Annotated in this window: 18 protein-coding genes; 6 read left to right on the forward strand and 12 right to left on the reverse strand. The window is 68.9% G+C overall.

From position 1 onward, the window contains the following. Positions 1 to 50 precede the first annotated feature (50 nt). The 4 genes from OM513_RS04330 to hflK all read right to left on the reverse strand — a co-directional run bounded on the left by OM513_RS04330 (position 51) and on the right by hflK (position 5,408). Positions 51 to 1,712, reverse strand: a complete 1,662-nt coding sequence (locus OM513_RS04330) for a DUF853 domain-containing protein (protein ID WP_264942889.1) — start codon at positions 1,710 to 1,712, stop codon at positions 51 to 53. A 97-nt stretch (positions 1,713 to 1,809) separates the two neighbouring features. Next, on the reverse strand, positions 1,810 to 3,315 hold the full coding sequence (locus OM513_RS04335) for a Do family serine endopeptidase (RefSeq protein WP_264942890.1): 1,506 nt from the start codon (positions 3,313 to 3,315) through the stop codon (positions 1,810 to 1,812). 93 nt (positions 3,316 to 3,408) lie between these two features. After that, positions 3,409 to 4,263, reverse strand: a complete 855-nt coding sequence (gene hflC / locus OM513_RS04340; RefSeq protein ID WP_264942891.1) for a protease modulator HflC — start codon at positions 4,261 to 4,263, stop codon at positions 3,409 to 3,411. Then, positions 4,263 to 5,408: a protease modulator HflK gene (gene hflK, locus OM513_RS04345; RefSeq protein ID WP_380916227.1), complete on the reverse strand. Its 1,146-nt coding sequence runs from the start codon at positions 5,406 to 5,408 to the stop codon at positions 4,263 to 4,265. Before hflK ends, hflC begins: the two co-directional genes overlap by 1 nt. A 295-nt stretch (positions 5,409 to 5,703) precedes the next feature. Here hflK and OM513_RS04350 point away from each other — a divergent pair, with 295 nt between their 5' ends. Then, positions 5,704 to 6,501, forward strand: a complete 798-nt coding sequence (locus tag OM513_RS04350) for an Mrp/NBP35 family ATP-binding protein (protein ID WP_264943043.1) — start codon at positions 5,704 to 5,706, stop codon at positions 6,499 to 6,501. Beyond that, positions 6,501 to 6,929 carry a CoA-binding protein gene (locus OM513_RS04355; protein WP_264942893.1) on the forward strand — a complete coding sequence of 143 codons (429 nt, stop codon included), beginning with the start codon at positions 6,501 to 6,503 and terminating at the stop codon, positions 6,927 to 6,929. The genes OM513_RS04350 and OM513_RS04355 overlap by 1 nt, the downstream gene beginning before the upstream one ends. A gap of 403 nt (positions 6,930 to 7,332) precedes the next feature. Here OM513_RS04355 and OM513_RS04360 read toward each other — a convergent pair whose 3' ends face one another. Then, the gene (locus OM513_RS04360; protein WP_264942894.1) at positions 7,333 to 8,487 is read right to left on the reverse strand and encodes an aminotransferase class V-fold PLP-dependent enzyme; all 1,155 of its coding nucleotides are present in this window, start codon (positions 8,485 to 8,487) and stop codon (positions 7,333 to 7,335) included. 170 nt (positions 8,488 to 8,657) lie between these two features. Between OM513_RS04360 and OM513_RS04365 the strand changes: the two genes are divergently transcribed. Continuing rightward, positions 8,658 to 9,638: a hypothetical protein gene (locus OM513_RS04365; protein ID WP_264942895.1), complete on the forward strand. Its 981-nt coding sequence runs from the start codon at positions 8,658 to 8,660 to the stop codon at positions 9,636 to 9,638. A 9-nt stretch (positions 9,639 to 9,647) separates the two neighbouring features. Here OM513_RS04365 and dapD read toward each other — a convergent pair whose 3' ends face one another. Together dapD and OM513_RS04375 are read right to left on the reverse strand one after the other, a co-directional pair. Then, positions 9,648 to 10,457 (reverse strand): 2,3,4,5-tetrahydropyridine-2,6-dicarboxylate N-succinyltransferase, encoded by an 810-nt coding sequence (gene dapD, locus OM513_RS04370; protein WP_264942896.1) that lies wholly within the window; start codon positions 10,455 to 10,457, stop codon positions 9,648 to 9,650. Beyond that, entirely contained in the window at positions 10,454 to 11,125 is a 672-nt protein-coding gene (locus OM513_RS04375; protein WP_264942897.1) for a pyrimidine 5'-nucleotidase, read from the reverse strand. Before OM513_RS04375 ends, dapD begins: the two co-directional genes overlap by 4 nt. Before the next feature lie 107 nt (positions 11,126 to 11,232). On the opposite strand from OM513_RS04375, the gene OM513_RS04380 reads away from it, so the two are divergent. Continuing rightward, a complete protein-coding gene (locus tag OM513_RS04380) occupies positions 11,233 to 12,219 on the forward strand; it encodes an LLM class flavin-dependent oxidoreductase (protein WP_264942898.1) in 987 nt (328 codons plus the stop codon). A gap of 11 nt (positions 12,220 to 12,230) precedes the next feature. Here the strand turns inward: OM513_RS04380 and OM513_RS04385 are convergent, their stop codons facing one another. The 3 genes from OM513_RS04385 to OM513_RS04395 form a co-directional block, all read right to left on the reverse strand. Continuing rightward, on the reverse strand, positions 12,231 to 13,565 hold the full coding sequence (locus tag OM513_RS04385; protein ID WP_264943044.1) for a sensor histidine kinase: 1,335 nt from the start codon (positions 13,563 to 13,565) through the stop codon (positions 12,231 to 12,233). A 145-nt stretch (positions 13,566 to 13,710) separates the two neighbouring features. Beyond that, a complete protein-coding gene (locus tag OM513_RS04390) occupies positions 13,711 to 14,385 on the reverse strand; it encodes a response regulator transcription factor (protein WP_264942899.1) in 675 nt (224 codons plus the stop codon). A gap of 28 nt (positions 14,386 to 14,413) precedes the next feature. After that, positions 14,414 to 14,755, reverse strand: coding sequence for a hypothetical protein (locus OM513_RS04395; protein ID WP_264942900.1), 342 nt, complete (start codon positions 14,753 to 14,755; stop codon positions 14,414 to 14,416). 74 nt (positions 14,756 to 14,829) lie between these two features. Between OM513_RS04395 and OM513_RS04400 the strand changes: the two genes are divergently transcribed. Then, positions 14,830 to 16,614, forward strand: a complete 1,785-nt coding sequence (locus OM513_RS04400; RefSeq protein WP_264942901.1) for an ABC-F family ATP-binding cassette domain-containing protein — start codon at positions 14,830 to 14,832, stop codon at positions 16,612 to 16,614. Beyond that, the gene (locus OM513_RS04405; RefSeq protein ID WP_264942902.1) at positions 16,611 to 17,030 is read left to right on the forward strand and encodes a GFA family protein; all 420 of its coding nucleotides are present in this window, start codon (positions 16,611 to 16,613) and stop codon (positions 17,028 to 17,030) included. Before OM513_RS04400 ends, OM513_RS04405 begins: the two co-directional genes overlap by 4 nt. A 118-nt stretch (positions 17,031 to 17,148) precedes the next feature. Here the strand turns inward: OM513_RS04405 and OM513_RS04410 are convergent, their stop codons facing one another. Continuing rightward, on the reverse strand, positions 17,149 to 17,634 hold the full coding sequence (locus tag OM513_RS04410) for a hypothetical protein (RefSeq protein WP_264942903.1): 486 nt from the start codon (positions 17,632 to 17,634) through the stop codon (positions 17,149 to 17,151). Continuing rightward, on the reverse strand, positions 17,631 to 18,437 hold the full coding sequence (locus OM513_RS04415; protein WP_264942904.1) for an ATP-binding protein: 807 nt from the start codon (positions 18,435 to 18,437) through the stop codon (positions 17,631 to 17,633). The genes OM513_RS04410 and OM513_RS04415 overlap by 4 nt, the downstream gene beginning before the upstream one ends. Between the last annotated feature and the right edge of the window lie 14 nt (positions 18,438 to 18,451).

Genomic DNA, 18,451 nt, shown 5'->3' on the forward strand with positions numbered 1-18,451 from the left:
GGACATATAGTCGGGAAAGCACCGGGCCGCCAGCCGGTCATTGGCCCGGCTCAGCGCCCCTTGAACAGCCCCCCCAGCACGCCACGGACCAGCCCGCCCAGGAAGCCGGCGCCTGTGCCGCGGGTGGTGCCGAACACCGCCTTGGTCACCTGCGTCGCCACTTCGCGGCTGACGGCGGTGGTGGCAGAGCGGGTGGCCGAGGTGACGGCGCGGTTCCATGGCGAATTGGCCGCCTCGCGCTCGGCGCGGCGGCGCTCCTGCTCGGCCAGCCGGGCCTCGCGGTCGGCATCGCGCTGGGCGGCGATGCGCGCGCGCTCGGCCTCCTTGGCGGCGCGGGCGTCCTGCTTGGCCTGGGCCGCGGCGGCCTTCTCGGCCTCGTCCTTCGCGGCGGCCTCGGCGGCGGCGGCGGAGGCTTCGGCCGATTTGGCGGTGAGCAGCTCCTCCGCCGACTCGCGATCGGCGAGCGTGTCGTATTTGGCGCCGATCGCGTCGGTCTCGACCAGCAGCTTGCGCTCCTCGGGCGTCACCGGGCCGACGCGCGATCGCGGCGGCTTGATCAGCGCGCGTTCCACCGGGGCGGGGGCGCCGTCCTCCTGCAGCAGCGATACCAGCGCCTCGCCGACCTTCAGCTCGGTGATCGCGGTGGCGACGTCCACGCCGGGATTGGCGCGGAAGGTCTCGGCGGCGGATTTCACCGCGGCCTGATCGCGCGGGGTGAAGGCGCGCAGCGCATGTTGGACGCGGTTGCCGAGCTGGCCCGCCACCGTATCGGGAATGTCGATCGGGTTCTGGGTGACGAAATAGACGCCGACGCCTTTCGACCGGATCAGGCGCACCACCTGCTCGATCTTCTCAAGCAGCGCCTTGGGCGCGTCGGTGAACAGCAGGTGCGCTTCGTCGAAGAAGAAGGCGAGGATCGGCTTGTCGGGATCGCCGATCTCCGGAAGACTCTCGAACAGCTCGCTCAGCAGCCAGAGCAGGAAGGTGGCGTAGAGGCGCGGGCTGGCCATCAGCTTGTCGGCGGCTAGGATGTTGACGACGCCGCGACCCTTGTCGTCGTGGCGGATGAAGTCGCCCATCGACAGCGCGGGTTCGCCGAAGAAGGCCGCCGCGCCCTGGCTGCGGAGCTGGAGCAGCGCGCGCTGGATCGCGCCCACGCTGGCCTTGGAGATATTGCCGTAGGTTATGGTCAGCTCGTCCGCGCGCTCGGCGCAATGCGTGAGCATCGCCTGCAGATCGTCGAGATCCAGCAGAAGCAGCCCGTCCTTGTCCGCCACGGTGAAGGCAATGGTCAGCACGCCCTCCTGCACCTCGTTCAGGTCCATCAGCCGCGCGAGCAGCAGCGGCCCCATCTCCGAAATGGTGGTGCGGATCGGGTGGCCCTTCTCGCCGTACAGGTCCCAGAACTGCACCGGATTGTCGGCATAGGCCCAGCCGGTGTCGCCCACCTCGGCCGCGCGCGCGGCGAAGATATCGTGCAGCTTGGCGGCGGGCGATCCCGCCATGGCGATGCCGGAAAGGTCGCCCTTCACATCGGCGACGAAGCAGGGGACGCCGGCGGCCGACAGCCCCTCGATCATGCCCTGGATCGTCACGGTCTTGCCGGTGCCGGTGGCGCCGGCGACCAGCCCGTGGCGATTGGCGCGGCGCAGCACCAGCTCGATGCGCTTGCCGCCGCCGCTGCCGATGAAAATGCCCGTCTCTCCCGCCATCGCGACCTCCCTGACCGGGGAGCGTGATAGGGGAGAAACGGGCGGGAAATCCAGCGGCACCGGCCGAAAGACCGGTGCTGCCTGAACAGGACTGACTCTAGCTCGCGATCTCGATCGAGACGAAGCGGCCGGCGCCGCGCGTTTCGACGAAGAGGACGATCGAGCTCTTGCCCGCGCTCTTGCTGGCGGCGATTGCCTTGGCCAGATCGTCGGCGGAGGTCACCGGGGTGCGGGTGGCGCCGCGCGCCACCTCACGGATCACATCGCCGGTGCGCACGCCCTTGCCGGCGGCGTCGCTCGACGGATCGATCTCCACCACCACCAGCCCGGGGCGGTCGGGATCGGCGCCCACCGTGCGCGCGATGCGCGGGTTGAGCGGCGTCACCGCGAGCCCGATCGAGGCGCCGGCGGAGCTGCTTTCCGGCGGCGTGCTGTTCTCGTCATTGGGATCGAACTGGGCGAGCTGTTCCTCCGGCGGGCGCTTGCCGAGGGTGACGTTCACCGTCTGGCGCTTGCCGTCGCGGATCAGCTCCAGCGGCACGCGCGATCCGGGCTTCAGGTTGGCGATCAGATAGCTGAGCGTCTGATCGGGGGTCACGTCCTTGTCGCCCACCTTGACGATCACGTCGCCGGTGCGGATGCCCGCCTTGGCCGCGGCCTCGTTGGGCTCGACCTGGCGGATCAGCGTGCCGCGCCCGGCGGGCACGCCCAGCCCCTCGGCCAGGTCGTCGGTCAGGTCCTGCATGCCGACGCCCAGATAGCCGCGCTCGATCGACTGGCCCTTCATGAGCTGGTCGATCACCGGCTTGGCCTCTTCGGCCGGAATCGCGAAGCCGATGCCCACGTTGCCGCCGGTCGGCGAATAGATCTGCGAGTTGATGCCGATCACATTGCCGTTCAGGTCGAACATGGGGCCGCCGGAATTGCCGCGGTTGATCGATGCGTCGGTCTGGATGAAGCGGTCATAGGCGCCGCCCTGGCCGGTCACGCGATGGACGGCGGAGACGATGCCCGCGGTCACGGTGCCGCCCAGGCCGAAGGGGTTGCCGATCGCGACCACCCAATCGCCCACGCGCGTGTGCGCCGAATCGCCGAAGCGCACGAAGGGCAGGTTGCTGCCCTCGATCTTCAGCACGGCCAGGTCGGACTGGGCGTCGCGGCCGATCAGCTTGGCCTTGAACTCGCGCCCGTCGGCCAGCGTGACGGTGATCGATTCGACCACGGCGCCGCGCGCGCCGGCCGCGACCACATGGTTGTTGGTCACGACATAACCGTCGGCCGAGATCAGGAAACCCGATCCAAGCGATTCGGCCTTGCGCGTCTGCGGCGCGCCCTGGCTGCGCCCGCCGAAGCCGAACATCTCGGCGAAGGGATTGGTCTGCTGCACCTGGACGCGCTGGGTGGTGGAGATGTTGACCACCGCCGGCTGAAGCTTGGCGACCATGTCGGCGAAGCTCATCGGCGCGCCGGGACGGGGCACGGATGCCTGGATCGCGCCGGGCTCGTTCTGCGCGGTCTGCGCGCCGGCGGGCTGGTGAAGCGTAAGGGTGGCCGCGGTGCCGCTGAGCAGCAGCGCGGTGGCAAGGGCATAGGCGTAACGCACGGATGCTTTTCCTCTCATGGAATCAGTCGCGTCCGATCCGGAGTCTCGCGCCGGAATCCTGAACGCCGATTGAATATGAACGGTTAGACAGGATCACCGCCCCCCCATGAATTCGCGCAAATAGCTGTTCTGCGGCGAAAGGATGATCGAGGTCTCCCCCTTGTCCGGCTCCTGGTTCAGGAACGTCGTCCGGTACGACTGCATCGCCCGGTAGAAGTCGTAGAACCTTGGATCCTTGTTGAAGCTGGCGGCATAGATGCGCGCAGCCTCCGCCTGGGCGTTGGCGCGGATGATCTGCGCGTCGCGCAGGCCCTGGGCGCGGATCGTGGCGGCCTCCTGGCGCCGGGCGGTGCGCATCTGCTCATAGGCGCTGTCGAGCGCGGCGCCGCTGGGCAGCTCGGCATGCTTGATGCGGACGTCGACGATCTCCACGCCATATTGGCTGGCGAGCCGCTGGAGCGAGCGCTGGATATTCTCCATCACCTCGCCGCGTTCCGGGCTCAGCAGCGCGGCGAACGGGCGCTTGCCCAGTTCGTTGCGCAGCGACGATCCGAACAGCGGCTGAAGCTGCTGGGCGACGCGCTCGGTGGAGCCGGCCGAAACCACCAGCCGGATCGGGTCCACGACGCGGAAGCGCGCGAAGGCGTCGACCTCAAGCCGGAGCTGATCGGTGGAGAGCACCTGCTGGTTGGGCAGATCGATATCGAGCACGCGCTTGTCGATGCGGATCACCTGATCGACGAAGGGCATGCGCGCGATGATGCCGGCGCCGGTGCGGCCGAACTGCTCGCCATGCTGATACTGGTTGATCACGCGCTGGGGCACGCCGAACCGCACGATCACCGCCTGTTCGGTCTCGTCGACGATCGCGAAGGTGGAGATCGACAGAATCGCCGCGACGATCAGCGTCACCGCCGCGGCGGCCGGGCTCTTGAGCAGTGCGGGCATCAGCGTCCTCCCTCCGGCTTGGCGGGCTGGGCGGGTTGCGCGGGCTGGGCCTGCTGCGCCGTGCCGCTGGTGCTCGGGCGCAGGCCCGGCAGCGGCAGATAGGGGGTCACGCCCCCGCTCTCGACGATCGTCTTGTTGGTGCGCGCCAGCACGGCCTCCATCGTCTCATAATAGAGGCGCATGCGCGTCACCTCCGGCGCCAGCCTGTATTGTTCGTAGATCTTGTCGAACTCCGCGGTCTCGCCCTGCGCGGCGGCCAGGATCTGCTGGGCATAGGCGTTGGCGTTGTTCTTGTTCGCCTGGGCCTCCTGCTGCGCGGCGGTCACCTTCTTGAAGTCCTCGTCCACGGCCTGGGGCGCGCTGGCGTTCTTGATCGCCACGCCCTGCACGCGCACGCCCGAATGATATTCGTTCAGGATCTGCTGCATCAGCTCCTGAACGCGCGCCTCGAGCTGCGATCGGCCGGCGCCGATCGTGTCGTTCAGCGTCGCGGTGGCGATCACCGCGCGCATCGCGGTTTCCGCGGTCGCGCGCACGGTATCGCGCGGGGCGGCGATCTGGAACGCGAAATCGGGAGCGTCGCTGATGTCCCAGCGCACCGAATAGCTGAGGTCCACGATGTTGCGGTCGCCCGTCAGCATCAGGTTCTCGCCGCTGTTTTCCGGAAAGCTCTCGGTGCGGATGTTCTGCACGTCGAACACCTGGACCGACATCAGCGGCGAAGGCAGCGTCATGTTCACGCCCGGCGACATGGTGCTCCAATAGCGCCCGAAGAGGGTGGAGACGCCGCGTTCCTGCGGGCCGATCACATGGATGCTGGTATAGAGCAGCCAGGCCGTGATCAGGCCGCCCGCGACGAACAGCCAGGTTCGCGCGCCGCCGGTGGGCAGGCCCGGGAAGCCGCCGCCGCGCGCGCGCTTCAGGAAATCGTCGAACGGGCCGCCGCCGTTGCCGCCGCCATTTCCGCCGCCGCCACCGCCGGGCCGGCCGCGCCGCCCCTCCGGCGGGAGGGACCAGGGATTGCGCGGTCCGCCGCCGTTCCCGCCGTCTCCGTTGCCGCCGCCGCTACCGCCGCCCCAGGGGCTTTTCGGCGGTTCGTTGTTCAGGGTGCCGCCGCTCACCGGCCAGCCAAATCTTATTGCCATGCGGCCTTTATAGGTGCCGCGCCGCGGATTTACAGGGGCATGCGCGCCGATTGCGCATCGCGGCCGCGCGCGGCGCATGGTTGCACTCGGGAGGTGCCGTCCGGCGCAAAACGAGTCTATGAGCCGCCGCATGACCGATCGGGAAGCAATCGAAGCCGCGCTCGCCCCCCTCGCCGCCGGGCGTGCCAGCGTGCGGCTGGACGGGGGCAAGGCGCGCGTGGTGCTGGACGTCAGCGGGCTGGGCACGGCTGCGCGCGAGGAGCTGGAGCGCGACGTTGAGGCTGCCGTGGCGGCGATGCCGGGCATCGAATCGGTGCGCGTGCTGATGACCAGCGAGCGCCGCCGCCTGCGGCTGATCGCGGTGGCCAGCGGCAAGGGCGGGGTGGGCAAGTCCACCGTCGCCGCCAATCTGGCGATCGCGCTGGCGCGGGCCGGGCGCAAGGTGGGGCTGGTCGATGCCGACATCTACGGCCCGTCGCAGACGCGGCTGATGGCGGTGGAAGGCATCCGCCCGCGCGCCGAGGGCGAGAAGCTGGTGCCGGTCGAGACGCCCTATGGCGTTCCGCTGCTCTCGATGGGCGGGCTGGTAGCCGAGGGGCAGGCGATCGCCTGGCGCGGGCCGATGGCCGGCGGCGCGCTGGGCCAGCTCGTCGATGCCGAATGGGGCGATGCCGAGCTGCTGGTACTCGATCTGCCGCCCGGAACCGGCGACGTGCAGCTCACCATGGTGCAGAAGCACAAGCCGGCGGGCGCGGTGATCGTCTCCACCCCGCAGGATCTGGCGCTGATCGACGCGCGCCGGGCGGTCGATCTGTTCGCGCGCACTGGCGTCCCGGTGATCGGCCTGGTCGAGAATATGGCGGGATACCGCTGCCCGCACTGCGGCGAGGTTTCCGATCCCTTCGGGCGCGGCGGGGCGGAGGCGGCGGCGGCGGCGATGGGGATCGGCTTCCTGGGCCGCGTGCCGCTGGAACTGGCGATCCGCGAGGCGAGCGACGCGGGCCGCCCGCCGGCGGCGGGCGAGGGCGCCGATGCGGCGCTGTTCGCCGCGCTGGCGGCGCAGGTGCTCGAATGGCTGGCGGCCAATCCCTGATGCCGGCCGATGACGCGGAGGTGAAGGCACTGCTGGAGCGCGTGCGCACCATCGCGCTGGTCGGTGCGTCGGACCGGCCGGACCGGCCCAGCCATGGCGTGATGGCCTATCTGCTGGCGCAGGGATACCGGGTGATCCCGGTCAACCCCCAGCTCGCCGGGCGCGAGATACTGGGCCAGCGCGTGGCGGCGGCGCTGTCCGACATCGAAGGGCCGATCGACATGGTCGATGTCTTCCGCCGTTCCGATGCGGCGGGGGAGGTGGTGGACGCCGCCATCGCGGTGGGCGCCGGATCGGTGTGGATGCAGCTCGGCGTGATCGACGCCGCCGCCGCGGCGCGGGCCGAAGCGGCGGGGCTCGCGGTTGTGATGGACCGTTGCCCCAGGATCGAGATCCCCCGGCTGGGCGTTGCCACACCGCGCGGCTGATTCTCCCGCCGCCAGCAAAACTCCGGCAACGATTGCGGCGCATCCCGGAGCCCGGGGGAAGAAGGGGCGACTCACAATCCGGCTTGTAATGTGGTAAATCGACTCGCAGTCGAGTCGATTGCGGACGAAGATTCGATCAAATAGCTCCTATGAACAGGGTTTAATAACCTTGAAATGAACAAGATAAGAATATCGGACGTATTTCACCGGGTCAAAAAGATGAGGGGATGGTTTTCGAGTGCGTATGTCGCGTGAACTCGCGAAATTCCGTCTCTCGGCGGAAATAAGAGCAGGTTCCGTCTTCGCGTTTTGAGACCGGATCCTCTTCCGGCGGCGGCGGCGCCCTCCCCCCACCCCACCGACGCCGCCGCCGGTTTCGTCCCTTGGGCAGGCGGGGCGGGGATCAGCGCCCGGGCAGGTCCGCCAGCGCCGCAAGCAGCCGGCGAATGTCGCGCGCGTCGTGATAGAGGCCCAGCCCGATCCGCAGCACGTCGCCGCGCACGTTGACGATCACCTCGTCCTCCTCCAGCCAGTCGCGCCAGCGCGCCGCCAGCGGGTGGCGGAACGCCAGGAACCGTGCCTGCGGCCCGGCGCCCGGCGGGTTGCGCAGCTCGGCCGCGGCCAGCGGCGTCTCTCCCAGCCCGGCGAGCAGCGCATCGCGCAGCGGCGCGACATGCGCGTTGACCGTGGCGGTGGTGATCCCCTCCTCGCGCAGCATCTCGCGCACCCCGACGAAGCGGTAGAGGCCCGATGGATCGAAGGTCGCGCCCAGGAAACGGCGCGCGTCCGCAGGATATTCGCATGCCCCCGGCGCCGATCCCGGCGGGGCCGCGTACCAGCCGGTCACCTCCGGCCGCGGGCCGAATCCGGGCGGCGCGTGCATCAGCGCCACGCCCTCGCCCGACATCGCATATTTATATCCGCCAGCCAGATAGAAGACGCGGTCCGCCACCGCCGACAGGTCCGTCTCCAGCGCCATGAAGCCGTGATAGCCGTCGATCACCACCCACGGTCCCTCCGGCCGGGCGAGCACGGCCAGTTCCGCGATGCCGGAGAATATCTGGCCGCTGGCGTACATCGCCTGGCTGACGAAGATCAGGTCGTGCTCGCCCGACGCGGCGCGATCCAGCAACCGCTGCTCGAAACCCGCGCCGGCAGGCACCAGCTCCAGCGCGATCGTGCCCGCCTCCGCCCAGCGCGCGGCCTGGCGGACGAAGCTGTGGAACTCCCCGTCGCTCGCCAGCACGCGCAGAGGGCGGCGCGGAAAGGCCGAAACCAGGCGCAGGAGCAGGTCATGCGTGTTCTGGGCGAACACCACCGTGTCCGGATCGGGCAGGCGCAGCTCGGACGCCACGTGACGCTGGCCCGCGACCCAGATGTCGTCGAGCACGCGGCGCCACTTGCGATCGGCCATCCGCGCCGCATCCTGCCAATAGGCCTGATGGCCCAGATAGGATGCGTCGGGCCACAGATGATGCCCGTGCGCGGCAAAATGCAGCCGCTCCGGCGCCGCCGCGATCGCGCGCTGGAACAGATGCTTGTAGGTGGGAATGCTCAAGGCCGTATCCGGGACGACGGGTGCGGGGTCACAAGAACTTGGGAATTCTTCGACAAGCAAGCCAGTCCATCCACCGCTTCGAAAAATGGACGGAGGGGGATTTTTGACATTATGGCGAAATATTGCTGCATATGAATAATTTGCAGTTCGTTCTTTTCAGGGAGATTTCGATGCGTCGTCCGGGTGCAGTTATTCTCAGCGCGCTGCTTGCCACCGGCTGCTCCAGCGGCGGCGCGTCCGGAGGCGGTGGCGGTACCGTCGTGACGCCTACCCCGACCCCTAGCTCCTCGCCAAGCCCAACACCCACGCCATCAGCCAGCTACACTAAATTCGCCGCGCTGACCGGCGACCAGACCTTCCTGGCGACCTGCAACTCGATGGAGGTCAATTTCGACCCACCCGCGATTGCTCCTGTTTTCGCACCGGGCAACGGGATAGACATCGCCTATCAGGCATCGAGCCGGACCTGGGACCTTACAGGCTATGGCGTGAACCTCAGCTTCGGTCCGGCCGACCTTGATTCGTCCGCTCCGGAGGGCAACCAATATTACGCACACACGATCACGGTACCGGGATCCGCTGAGCGCTTTCGGATTCATTCCGCAACGGCGGGAGGCAGTCCGATCGAGTATTTCCGGCTTCTCAGCATCGTCGATGGACTGCGAGCATATAGCTGCGTGACGGGAGTCTCCACGAAGCCCACCGACGTTCCGGCGGGAGTGACGATCAACTATTCGAAGACTGCCGTATCGGGTGCGGCCTATCGCACGGTGAGGTTCGCGACCACGGTCTATTCGCTGAACGCCAACAGCACCGCCACCATCTCGGTAAACCTGGCGACGGGCAAAGTGACAACGACGATCCGTCTGGTGGGTGTTCAGGTGGACCCGGCCGGCTCCAGCGCGCCCGTCGATCTCGGCACGATCACCAACGTGGCTTCGATCGATGCGCCCACCGCCGGCTATTACGGCCACGAAAGCATCGATTGGTCGAGTTCCACGTGGCGCAGCACCTTTGCGCAACTCGGGGGCCGCTTCTTCGGACCCCAGGGAGCGGAGACCGGCGCAATGCTGACCTACAAGGCGGAGCCGTTGACAGGCGGGGCCGACGAGCGTCTGACCGTGTCCGCGACGATCATCGGCATCCGATAGTCCGGCGCCTCAATCCCGCAGCAGTTCGTTGATGCCGGTCTTGCTGCGGGTCTGGGCGTCCACCGTCTTGACGATCACGGCGCAGTAGAGGCCGGGGCCGCCGTTGGGATCGGGCAGGCTGCCCGGCACCACCACCGCATAGGGGGGCACCGCGCCGCGATGCACCTGGCCGGTGGCGCGGTCGACGATCTTGGTGGAGGCGCCCAGATAGACGCCCATCGAGAGCACCGCGCCTTCGCCCACGCGCACACCCTCGGCCACTTCGGATCGCGCGCCGATGAAGGCGCCGTCGCCGATGATCACCGGATCGGCCTGGAGCGGTTCCAGCACGCCGCCGATGCCCGCGCCGCCGGAGATATGGACGTTGGCGCCGATCTGCGCACAGCTTCCCACCGTGGCCCAGGTATCCACCATCGTGCCCTCACCCACATAGGCGCCGATGTTGACGAAGCTGGGCATCAGCACCGCGCCCTTGCCGATGAAGGCGCCCTGGCGCACCACCGCGCCGGGCACCGCGCGGAAGCCGGCCTCGCGGAACCGGTTCTCGCCCCAATCGGCGAACTTCAGCGGCACCTTGTCGAACCAGCCGCCGGGCACCACCGCATTGTCGTTCAGCCGGAAGCTGAGGAGCACCGCCTTCTTGAGCCATTGGTTCACCGTCCAGCCGCCCTGGCCATCGGGCTCCGCCACGCGCGCCGCGCCGCTGTCGAGCAGCGCCAGCGCCTCGGCCACCGCATCGCGCACGGCGCCCTGCGTGCCGGTGTTCAGGCTCGCGCGGTCTTCCCAGGCGGCGTCGATGGTGGCGGCAAGACTGGTCACGCGGTTTCCTCCAGAATCTCCTCGAGCCAGCGGCCGAGATCGTTTGTGATATGGTCCACGAAGCTGCGGTCGACGCATTCGGGCGGCTGCTCCGATCCGTTGTCGACCCATACGGTGGTCATGCCGATCGCCTTGGCCGGGCGCAGGTTGCGCGCCAGATCCTCGACGAACAGCGATTCGGCGGGCGCGACGGCATAGGCCTCGCACAGCCCCAGATAGGCGTGCGGATCGGGTTTCGGCCGGTATCCGGTGGCGTGGATGTCGTGCACCGCCTCGAACGTGCCGCCCAGCCCGATGCGGTCCAGCACGCGCGCGGCATAGGGGGCGTCGCCGTTGGTGAACACCAGCTTGCGCCCCGGCAGCCGCGCGATCGCCGATACCAGCGCGGCGTCATGCTCCAGCACGTCCAGGTCGACGTCGTGGACGAAGTCCAGATATTCGTGCGGATCGATGCCATGATTGGCCATCAGCCCGGCCAGCGTGGTGCCGTGACCGAAATAATAGTCCTTCTGGATGCGGTGCGCCTCATCGGCGTCGGCCCCGGTCAGCCGCATGATATATTCGCGCATCCGCACGTCGATCTGCGGGAACAGGCTGACACGCGCCGGATACAGCGTGTTGTCCAGATCGAAGATCCAGTTGCGGACATGGGCGAGGTCGGCACGCATCGCGCTGCGCCCTAGGGGGTGGCGCGGCACCGGGCAAGCATGGGTTGGCGGCGTTGCGCTGGGGCCGGGTCTGGCGCGGCGGCCTGCCCGGCCCCATCTTGGCGGCGATGACACGCTATTCGCTGCTCGATCTGGTCCCGGTGGTGCAGGGCGGCACCATTGCCGGTGCGCTGGCCAATGCCGCCGATCTTGCCCGCCATGCGGAGGCGCTGGGCTACAACCGCTATTGGGTGGCCGAGCATCACGGCATGGAGGGTGTGGGCAGCGCGGCCACCGCGGTGGTGATCGCGCACGCCGGCCACGCCACCAGCAAGATCCGCATCGGCGCGGGCGGGATCATGCTGCCCAACCACGCGCCGCTGATCATCGCCGAACAGTTCGGCACGCTCGATGCGCTGTTCCCGGGCCGCGTCGACCTGGGCCTTGGCCGCGCGCCGGGATCGGACGGACGGGTGGCGCGCGCGATCCGGCGCAACCTGGACAGCGACGAGGGTGCCTTTCCCCGCGACGTGCTGGAACTGCAGAGCTATTTCGCGGACGACGGGCAGGCGGGCATCCGCGCGGTCCCCGGCGCGGGCGCCCGGCCGGAGATGTGGATCCTGGGATCAAGCACCTTCGGCGCGCATCTCGCCGCGGCGCTGGGCCTGCCCTATGCCTTCGCCTCGCACTTCGCGCCCGGCCTGCTCGACGAGGCGATCCGCGAATACCGGACCCGCTTCCGTCCCTCGGCGGTGTTCGACCGGCCCTATCTGATGCTGGGTTTCAACATCTTCGCGGGCGAGACCGATGCGGAGGCCGAATATCTCGCCAGCTCGCAGCAGCAGGCGTTCGTGGCGCTGCGCACCGGCAATCCCGGCCGGATGCCGCCGCCGGTGGAAGGCTATCTCGACAGCCTGCCGCCCCAGCAGCGCGCGATCCTGAACCAGGTGCTCTCCGCCAGTGCGATCGGCGGGCCGGATCGCGTGCGCGATCAGGTGCAGGCGTTCCTGGCGCGGACCCAGCCTGACGAACTGATCATCGGCAGCGCGATGTTCGATCATGATGCCCGCAAGCGCAGCGTGGCGATCGCAGCCGAGGTGATGCAGGGGCTGTAGGGGCGGTCCTGCTACGCCGCCGGAAGCCGCAGCCGCACGAGCAGCCCGCCCAGGTCCTCGCTCTCCTCCAGGCTGACGGTGCCGTCGTAGATCTCCGCCACGTCGCGGACGATGGCGAGGCCCAGTCCGGTGCCCGGCTTGCCGGTGTCCAGCCGCACGCCGCGATCGAAGATGCGGATGCGCTCCGATTCGGGGATGCCGCGGCCGTCGTCCTCCACCATGATCTCGACGAAGCCCATCTGCGGCCGCGCGGTGATGAACACGCTGCCGCCGCCATATTTGGCCGCGTTCTCGACTAGGTTGCCCAGCATCTCGTCGAAATCCTGGCGCTCGATGCGGGCGACCAGATCCTGGTCGCCATCGATGTCGATGCGGACGTTGGGATAAAGCCGCGCAACCGCGCGCTCCACTGCCTCGATCGCGGGCCACACGGCCGCGCGGCTGTGTGCGCTGCCGCGGCGGCCCACGGCGCGGGCGCGGGCGAGATGGTGGTCCATCTGCCGCCGCATCGTCCGCGCCTCGCGGATCACCGTGTCGGGAAGGTCCGGCTGGCCGGCGGCGGCGGCGTTCATCATCACGCTCAGCGGGGTCTTCAGCGCATGCGCCAGGTTGCCGGCGTGGCGCCGGGCCTCCTCCGCCTGGCGGTCGTTATGTTCCAGCAGTCCGTTCAGCTCCTCGACCATCGGCGCCACCTCGGCCGGCATTGCGCCCTCGATCCGCGCCGAATCGCCCGATCGCAGCCGCGCGATCTCCACGCGCAGCTTGCGCAACGGGCTCAGACCGAACCAGGTCTGCAACGCCGCCATCACGATCAGGCCGAAGGCGAGCATCAGGAAGCTGCGCACCAGCGTGCGGCGGAGCTGGGCGACCTGCTCGTCCAGCACGCTGCGCCGCTGGGCCACCTGGAACCGCCACGTCACCTTCGATCCCGGCAGCTCCAGATCGCGCTCGACGATGCGCAGCGGCTCGTCCGCGAATTCGTTGCTGTTGTAGAAGTGGAGCTCGCCGTCGGTATGCGCCTGATCGGTCTTGAGGCGCCGGTCCCACAGCGAACGCGAGGGGAAGGTTTCGTAGCCCTTGCCGCTGATCTGCCAATAGGCGCCCGAATTGGGCTCCAGGAAGCGCTGGTCGGCCAGTTCGCGGCTTAGCACCACCTCGCCGTCGGGACCCAGTTCGGACGACAGGATCATCACGCGCATCAGCAGTTCGAGCTGCTCGTCGAAGCCGCGCGTCACGGTGGTGGTCAGCACGCGATCCAGCGCGAAGCCGCCGCCCGTCAGCATCAGCGTGATCCACGCCGCCGCGATCAGGATCATGCGCCGGCTTACCGATCCGGTGACGCGCACATAGGCGCGCGGCGGCGGATCGCCCGCTGCGGCGGCGGCATCGGGAGGGGGCGCGGGCGCCGGTACGGGGGCACGCGCCGCCGATCCGGGCAGGCGCAGGCGGCCGGCGAGCGCGCCCAGGGCGGATGCGATCGCCTTCACGCTCTCAGGACGCGGTTTCGGCCGGCTCGTCCAGGCTGTAGCCAAGGCCGCGGATCGTGGTGATCACGTCCTGGCCCAGCTTCTTGCGGATGCGCGTCACGAACACCTCGATCGTATTCGAATCGCGGTCGAAGTCCTGGTCGTAGATATGCTCGATCAGCTCGGTGCGGCTCACCACCTTGCCCTTGTGGTGGAGCAGATAGCTGAGCAGCTTATATTCCTGCGCGGTCAGCTTGATCGGCTCGCCCGCGCGGGTGACCTTGCCCGATCGCGTGTCGAGGCGGATGTCGCCCGCGGTCAGCTCCGCCGATGCGTTGCCCGATGCGCGGCGGATCAGCGCGCGCAGCCGGGCGATCAGCTCCTCGGTCTGGAAGGGCTTGGCGACATAATCGTCGGCGCCCGCGTCCAGCCCGGCCACCTTGTCGGACCAGCTATCGCGCGCGGTGAGCACCAGGACGGGCGTGGCCTTGCCCTCCTTGCGCCAGCGGTCGAGCACGGTCAGCCCATCGACCTCGGGCAGGCCGAGATCGAGGATGATGGCGTCATAAGTCTCGGTAGAGCCAAGGAAATGGCCCTCCTCCCCGTCGCGCGCCAGGTCCACGGCATAGCCCGCGCCCTCCAGCGTGTTGCGGAGCTGGTTGCCCAGATTGGGTTCGTCTTCGACGATCAGAACTCGCATGTATCTTCCCCGAAGGCGCGGTGCGCCGTCATCCGGTGCGGCGCACGATACGGCCGGTGCGGCCGTCGATGTCGATCCAGATCATCTCTTTCTTGCGCAGGAATTTGAGCCTGTAAATGTCCGTCTGGGGATCGAAGTCGAAACCAAGATAATCCCAGCCGGGCATCGTCGGCACGATCCGCCGCTCGATCTCGCGCACGGGCAGGTTGCGGCCGGCCTGCTGGCGCTGGCGGGCGGCCTCCTGATTGCTGTCCTGCCCGCCGCGGTTCGGCTGCGCAGCGGCACCGCCGCCCGCCGCAAGGGCGAACGCGCACGCGCACAACAGGGACCGTCCGAGCATCTTCATGGGTCTGGCATAGGGATCGGGCATTGAATAGCCCCTGAACATGGTCGACAGCCATGTGTCAGCTTGCGGGCGCGGGGCGGCGGCCCTAGGCGGGCGCGATGGCTGCACCTGTACTCGCTTATGAAGGCCTTGGGCTTGTCCAGGGCTCGGGCTGGCTGTTCCGCGGGCTCGATCTCTATATCGGCGCGCGCGACCGGCTGGCGCTGATCGGCCGCAACGGCGCGGGCAAGACGACGCTGCTCAAGCTGATCGCCGGCATCATCGACAGCGACGAGGGCCGCCGCACCATCGTGCCCGGCACGCGCGTGGTGATGCTGGAACAGGAGCCGCGGCTCGACGGCTTCGCCACGCTGATGGACTATGCGCTGTCGGGCGCGGACGCGCCGCCCCGGCACGAGGTGGAATCGATCGCGGGCCAGCTCGGCATCGACATGGGCCGCGCCTGCGCCACCGCCAGCGGGGGCGAGCGCCGCCGCGCCGCCATCGCCCGCGCGCTGGCGATGGACCCGGACGTGCTGCTGCTCGACGAGCCGACCAACCATCTGGACCTGGGCGCGATCGAATGGCTGGAGGACTGGCTGGGCCGTTTCGCGGGCGCGTTCATCGTCATCAGCCACGATCGCACCTTCCTGACGCGGCTGACGCGCCAGACGCTGTGGCTCGATCGCGGCGGCATCCGCCGGGCGGAGATCGGCTTCGGCGGGTTCGAGGCGTGGACCGAACAGGTCTATGCCGAGGAGGAGCGCAACGCCCAGCGGCTCGACGCCAAGCTGAAGATCGAGGAACATTGGCTCCAGCGCGGCGTCACCGGGCGGCGGCGGCGCAATCAGGGCCGGCTGGAAAAGCTGAAGGAGATGCGCGCCCAGCGCGCCGCGATGCTGGGGCCGCAGGGCGCCGCGAACCTGGTCACCGCCGCGGACAACAGCCAGACCAGGGTGGTGATCGACGCGAAGCACGTCACCAAGCGCTACGGGGACCGCACGATCATCCGCGACTTCAGCTTCCGCGTCACGCGGGGCGACCGGATCGGCATCGTCGGCGCGAACGGGGCCGGAAAATCCACCCTGCTGAAGCTGCTGACCGGCGAGATCGCGCCGGACGAGGGCGAGGTGAAGCTGGCCAAGACGCTGGACGGCGTGATCATCGACCAGCAGCGCAGCCTGATGGACCCGGCCAAGACGGTGCGCCAGGTGCTGGCCGACGGCGGCGACTGGATCGAGGTGCTGGGCGTGAAGAAGCACGTCCACGGATACCTCAAGGAATTCCTGTTCGATCCTTCCATAGCGGAGGCGAAGATCGGCACGCTGTCCGGCGGCGAGCGTTCGCGCCTGCTGCTCGCGCGCGAATTCGCCCGGCATTCGAACCTGCTGGTGCTCGACGAGCCGACCAACGACCTCGATCTCGAGACGCTCGACCTGCTGCAGGAGGTGATCGCCGATTATGAGGGCACCGTCCTGATCGTCAGCCACGATCGCGACTTCCTGGACCGCACCGTCACGGTGACGCTGGGGCTCGATGGATCGGGCACGGTCGATGTCGTGGTGGGCGGCTATGCCGACTGGGAGGCCAAGCGGCGCCCGCGCGCCGAGGCGAAGAAGCCCGCGCCCAAGGCCGCCCCGGCCGAGCCTGCGCCGCCGAAGCCCAAGGCGGCCAAGCTCAGCTACAAGGACCAGCGCGACTATGACCTGCTCCCCGGGCGGATCGAGGAACTGGATGCGGCGATCGCCCGCGACGAGGCGGCGATGGCGGACCCGGTGCTCTATACGAAGGACCCGGCGAAGTTCGACGCGCTGAGCAAGGCGGTGGCCAGGGCGCGCGAGGAGAAGGACGCGGCGGAAGAGCGCTGGCTGGAACTGGCGGAGATGGTGGAGGCGCTGGGATGATCGCACTTTCCTGCAATTGCGGCGCGATCCGCATCGAGACGAGGAAGAAGCCGGACTTCATCAACGCCTGCAACTGCGCGCTGTGCCGGAAATCGGGCGCCTTCTGGGGCTATTTCCACCCGTCCGAGGTGACCGTGACGGGCGCGGGCAGCAGCTTTCGCCGCAAGGACAAGGCCGATCCCGCGGTGGACGTGCATTTCTGCGCGGCCTGCGGCTCCACCACCCATTTCCGCTTGACCGGAAGCGCGCTGGCGAAGTTCGGCGACACGATGATGGGCGTCAACATGTGGCTTGCGGACGAGGCCGATCTGGCGGGCGTCGAGCTGCGCTTCCCCGACGGGCGCAACTGGGACGGCGCGGGCGAATTCGGCCATGTGCGGCCCGCGGAGGTTATTGGGGCCGTGGGCGCGGAATAGGCACATCCTCCCCCGCCGGGGGGAGGGGGGAGGTGGCGCGCGGCTCCGTTCCGGTATCCTCCCCCTTCGGCAGCCTGCGGCTGCCACCTCCCACTGGCGGGGGAGGATCGGGAGGGGTTCAATACAGCAGCACGCGCTCGTCGATATCGCGGAACAGCGGCAGGTCCAGCGTCGATTCGGCCGCCCAGCCGATGTGGAACACATCCTCGAAATACCAGCGGTCGTGATCGCCGTCGGCCTTGCAGTTGATACGATAGGTCAGGCGCTGGCCGAACGGCAGGCGGGCGATGAAGCCCTCCAGATGCGGGCGATAGGGCGTACGCGCGCCCACGTCGAAGCGCAGCGCGAGGAAATCGCCGTCGATCCGCGTGGTGACGGGCACGCGCGAGCCCTCGGTCTTCGCGATCTCGCGCATCGCCTCCTCGGGCTCGAAGCGGTTGCGGCCCCGGTAGTCGATGCGGTGATACCAGCCGGGATCGCTGTCGAACGGCGCACGGAACGGCAGCTCGCGGGGCAGCGCGTTGCGCACGCCGGACCAGGGCATGCCGCGCGCGGCCTTGTCCCAATGGATATGGCAATGCTGGATGGAGAGGCGGCGCTTCACAGCTTCAGGCCGTGCCGCCCCGCCAGTTCGACGAAATACTGCCATGCGACGCGGCCCGAGCGGCTGCCCCGGCGCGTGGCCCAGTTGATCGCCTCGGCCGGATCGAAGTCCAGGCCATGGGCGGCGGCATAGGCCTGGACGATCGCGACATAGGTGTCCTGATCGATCGCGTGGAAGCCCAGCGACAGGCCGAACCGGTCGGCCAGCGCCAGATTGTCGTCGATCGAATCGCGCGGGTTGATCGCGCTCGATTGCTCGGCGATGTCGCGCGGGATGAGGTGGCGGCGGTTGGAGGTGACGATCAGCCGCGCATTGGCGGGCCGCGCCTCGGCCCCGCCCTCCAGCAGCGAACGCAGCGCCCGGCCGTCGCGCGCGGCGTCGAACCCCAGATCGTCGAGGAAGATCGCAAAGGCGCGCGGCACCGGTGCGATGGCGGCGAACAGATCGGGCAGGCTCGCCAGCTCGTCCGTCACCGCCTCAACCAGCGCGATGCCGCCGCCCTGTGCCTGGACATGCGCCACCGCGCTCTTGACCAGCGCCGACTTGCCCGTGCCGCGCGCGCCCCACAGCAGCGCGTCCTGCGCGGCGTGGCCCGCGGCAAGCCGGGCCAGATTGGCGACCAGCGCGTCGCGCTGCGCGTCCATCCCCTGCAGCCGGCCAAGCGGCAGCGGGGCGAAGGCGCGCGCCGCGATCAGCGTGCCGTGGCGCCAGACATAGGCCGGGTGCGCCAGCGGATCGGCGGCGGCGGGCAGCGGCGGCGCGAGCCGCTCCAGCGCGGCGGCGATACGTTCCAGTGCGTCCATGCCCGGGCCTATAG

It is taken from the genome of Sphingomonas canadensis, assembly GCF_026013525.1.
Taxonomy (GTDB): domain Bacteria; phylum Pseudomonadota; class Alphaproteobacteria; order Sphingomonadales; family Sphingomonadaceae; genus Sphingomonas; species Sphingomonas canadensis.

Bases quoted from the DNA above. Each gene is read 5' to 3' on its own strand.
- OM513_RS04330 (WP_264942889.1), bottom strand. From the start codon at position 1,712: ATGGCGGGAGAGACGGGCATTTTCATCGGCAGCGGCGGCGGCAAGCGC.
- hflC (WP_264942891.1), bottom strand. From the start codon at position 4,263: ATGCCCGCACTGCTCAAGAGCCCGGCCGCCGCGGCGGTGACGCTGATC.
- hflK (WP_380916227.1), bottom strand. From the start codon at position 5,408: ATGGCAATAAGATTTGGCTGGCCGGTGAGCGGCGGCACCCTGAACAAC.
- OM513_RS04350 (WP_264943043.1), top strand. From the start codon at position 5,704: ATGCCGGGCATCGAATCGGTGCGCGTGCTGATGACCAGCGAGCGCCGC.
- OM513_RS04355 (WP_264942893.1), top strand. From the start codon at position 6,501: ATGCCGGCCGATGACGCGGAGGTGAAGGCACTGCTGGAGCGCGTGCGC.
- OM513_RS04365 (WP_264942895.1), top strand. From the start codon at position 8,658: ATGCGTCGTCCGGGTGCAGTTATTCTCAGCGCGCTGCTTGCCACCGGC.
- OM513_RS04375 (WP_264942897.1), bottom strand. From the start codon at position 11,125: ATGCGTGCCGACCTCGCCCATGTCCGCAACTGGATCTTCGATCTGGAC.
- OM513_RS04380 (WP_264942898.1), top strand. From the start codon at position 11,233: ATGACACGCTATTCGCTGCTCGATCTGGTCCCGGTGGTGCAGGGCGGC.
- OM513_RS04390 (WP_264942899.1), bottom strand. From the start codon at position 14,385: ATGCGAGTTCTGATCGTCGAAGACGAACCCAATCTGGGCAACCAGCTC.
- OM513_RS04395 (WP_264942900.1), bottom strand. From the start codon at position 14,755: ATGCCCGATCCCTATGCCAGACCCATGAAGATGCTCGGACGGTCCCTG.
- OM513_RS04400 (WP_264942901.1), top strand. From the start codon at position 14,830: ATGGCTGCACCTGTACTCGCTTATGAAGGCCTTGGGCTTGTCCAGGGC.
- OM513_RS04405 (WP_264942902.1), top strand. From the start codon at position 16,611: ATGATCGCACTTTCCTGCAATTGCGGCGCGATCCGCATCGAGACGAGG.
- OM513_RS04415 (WP_264942904.1), bottom strand. From the start codon at position 18,437: ATGGACGCACTGGAACGTATCGCCGCCGCGCTGGAGCGGCTCGCGCCG.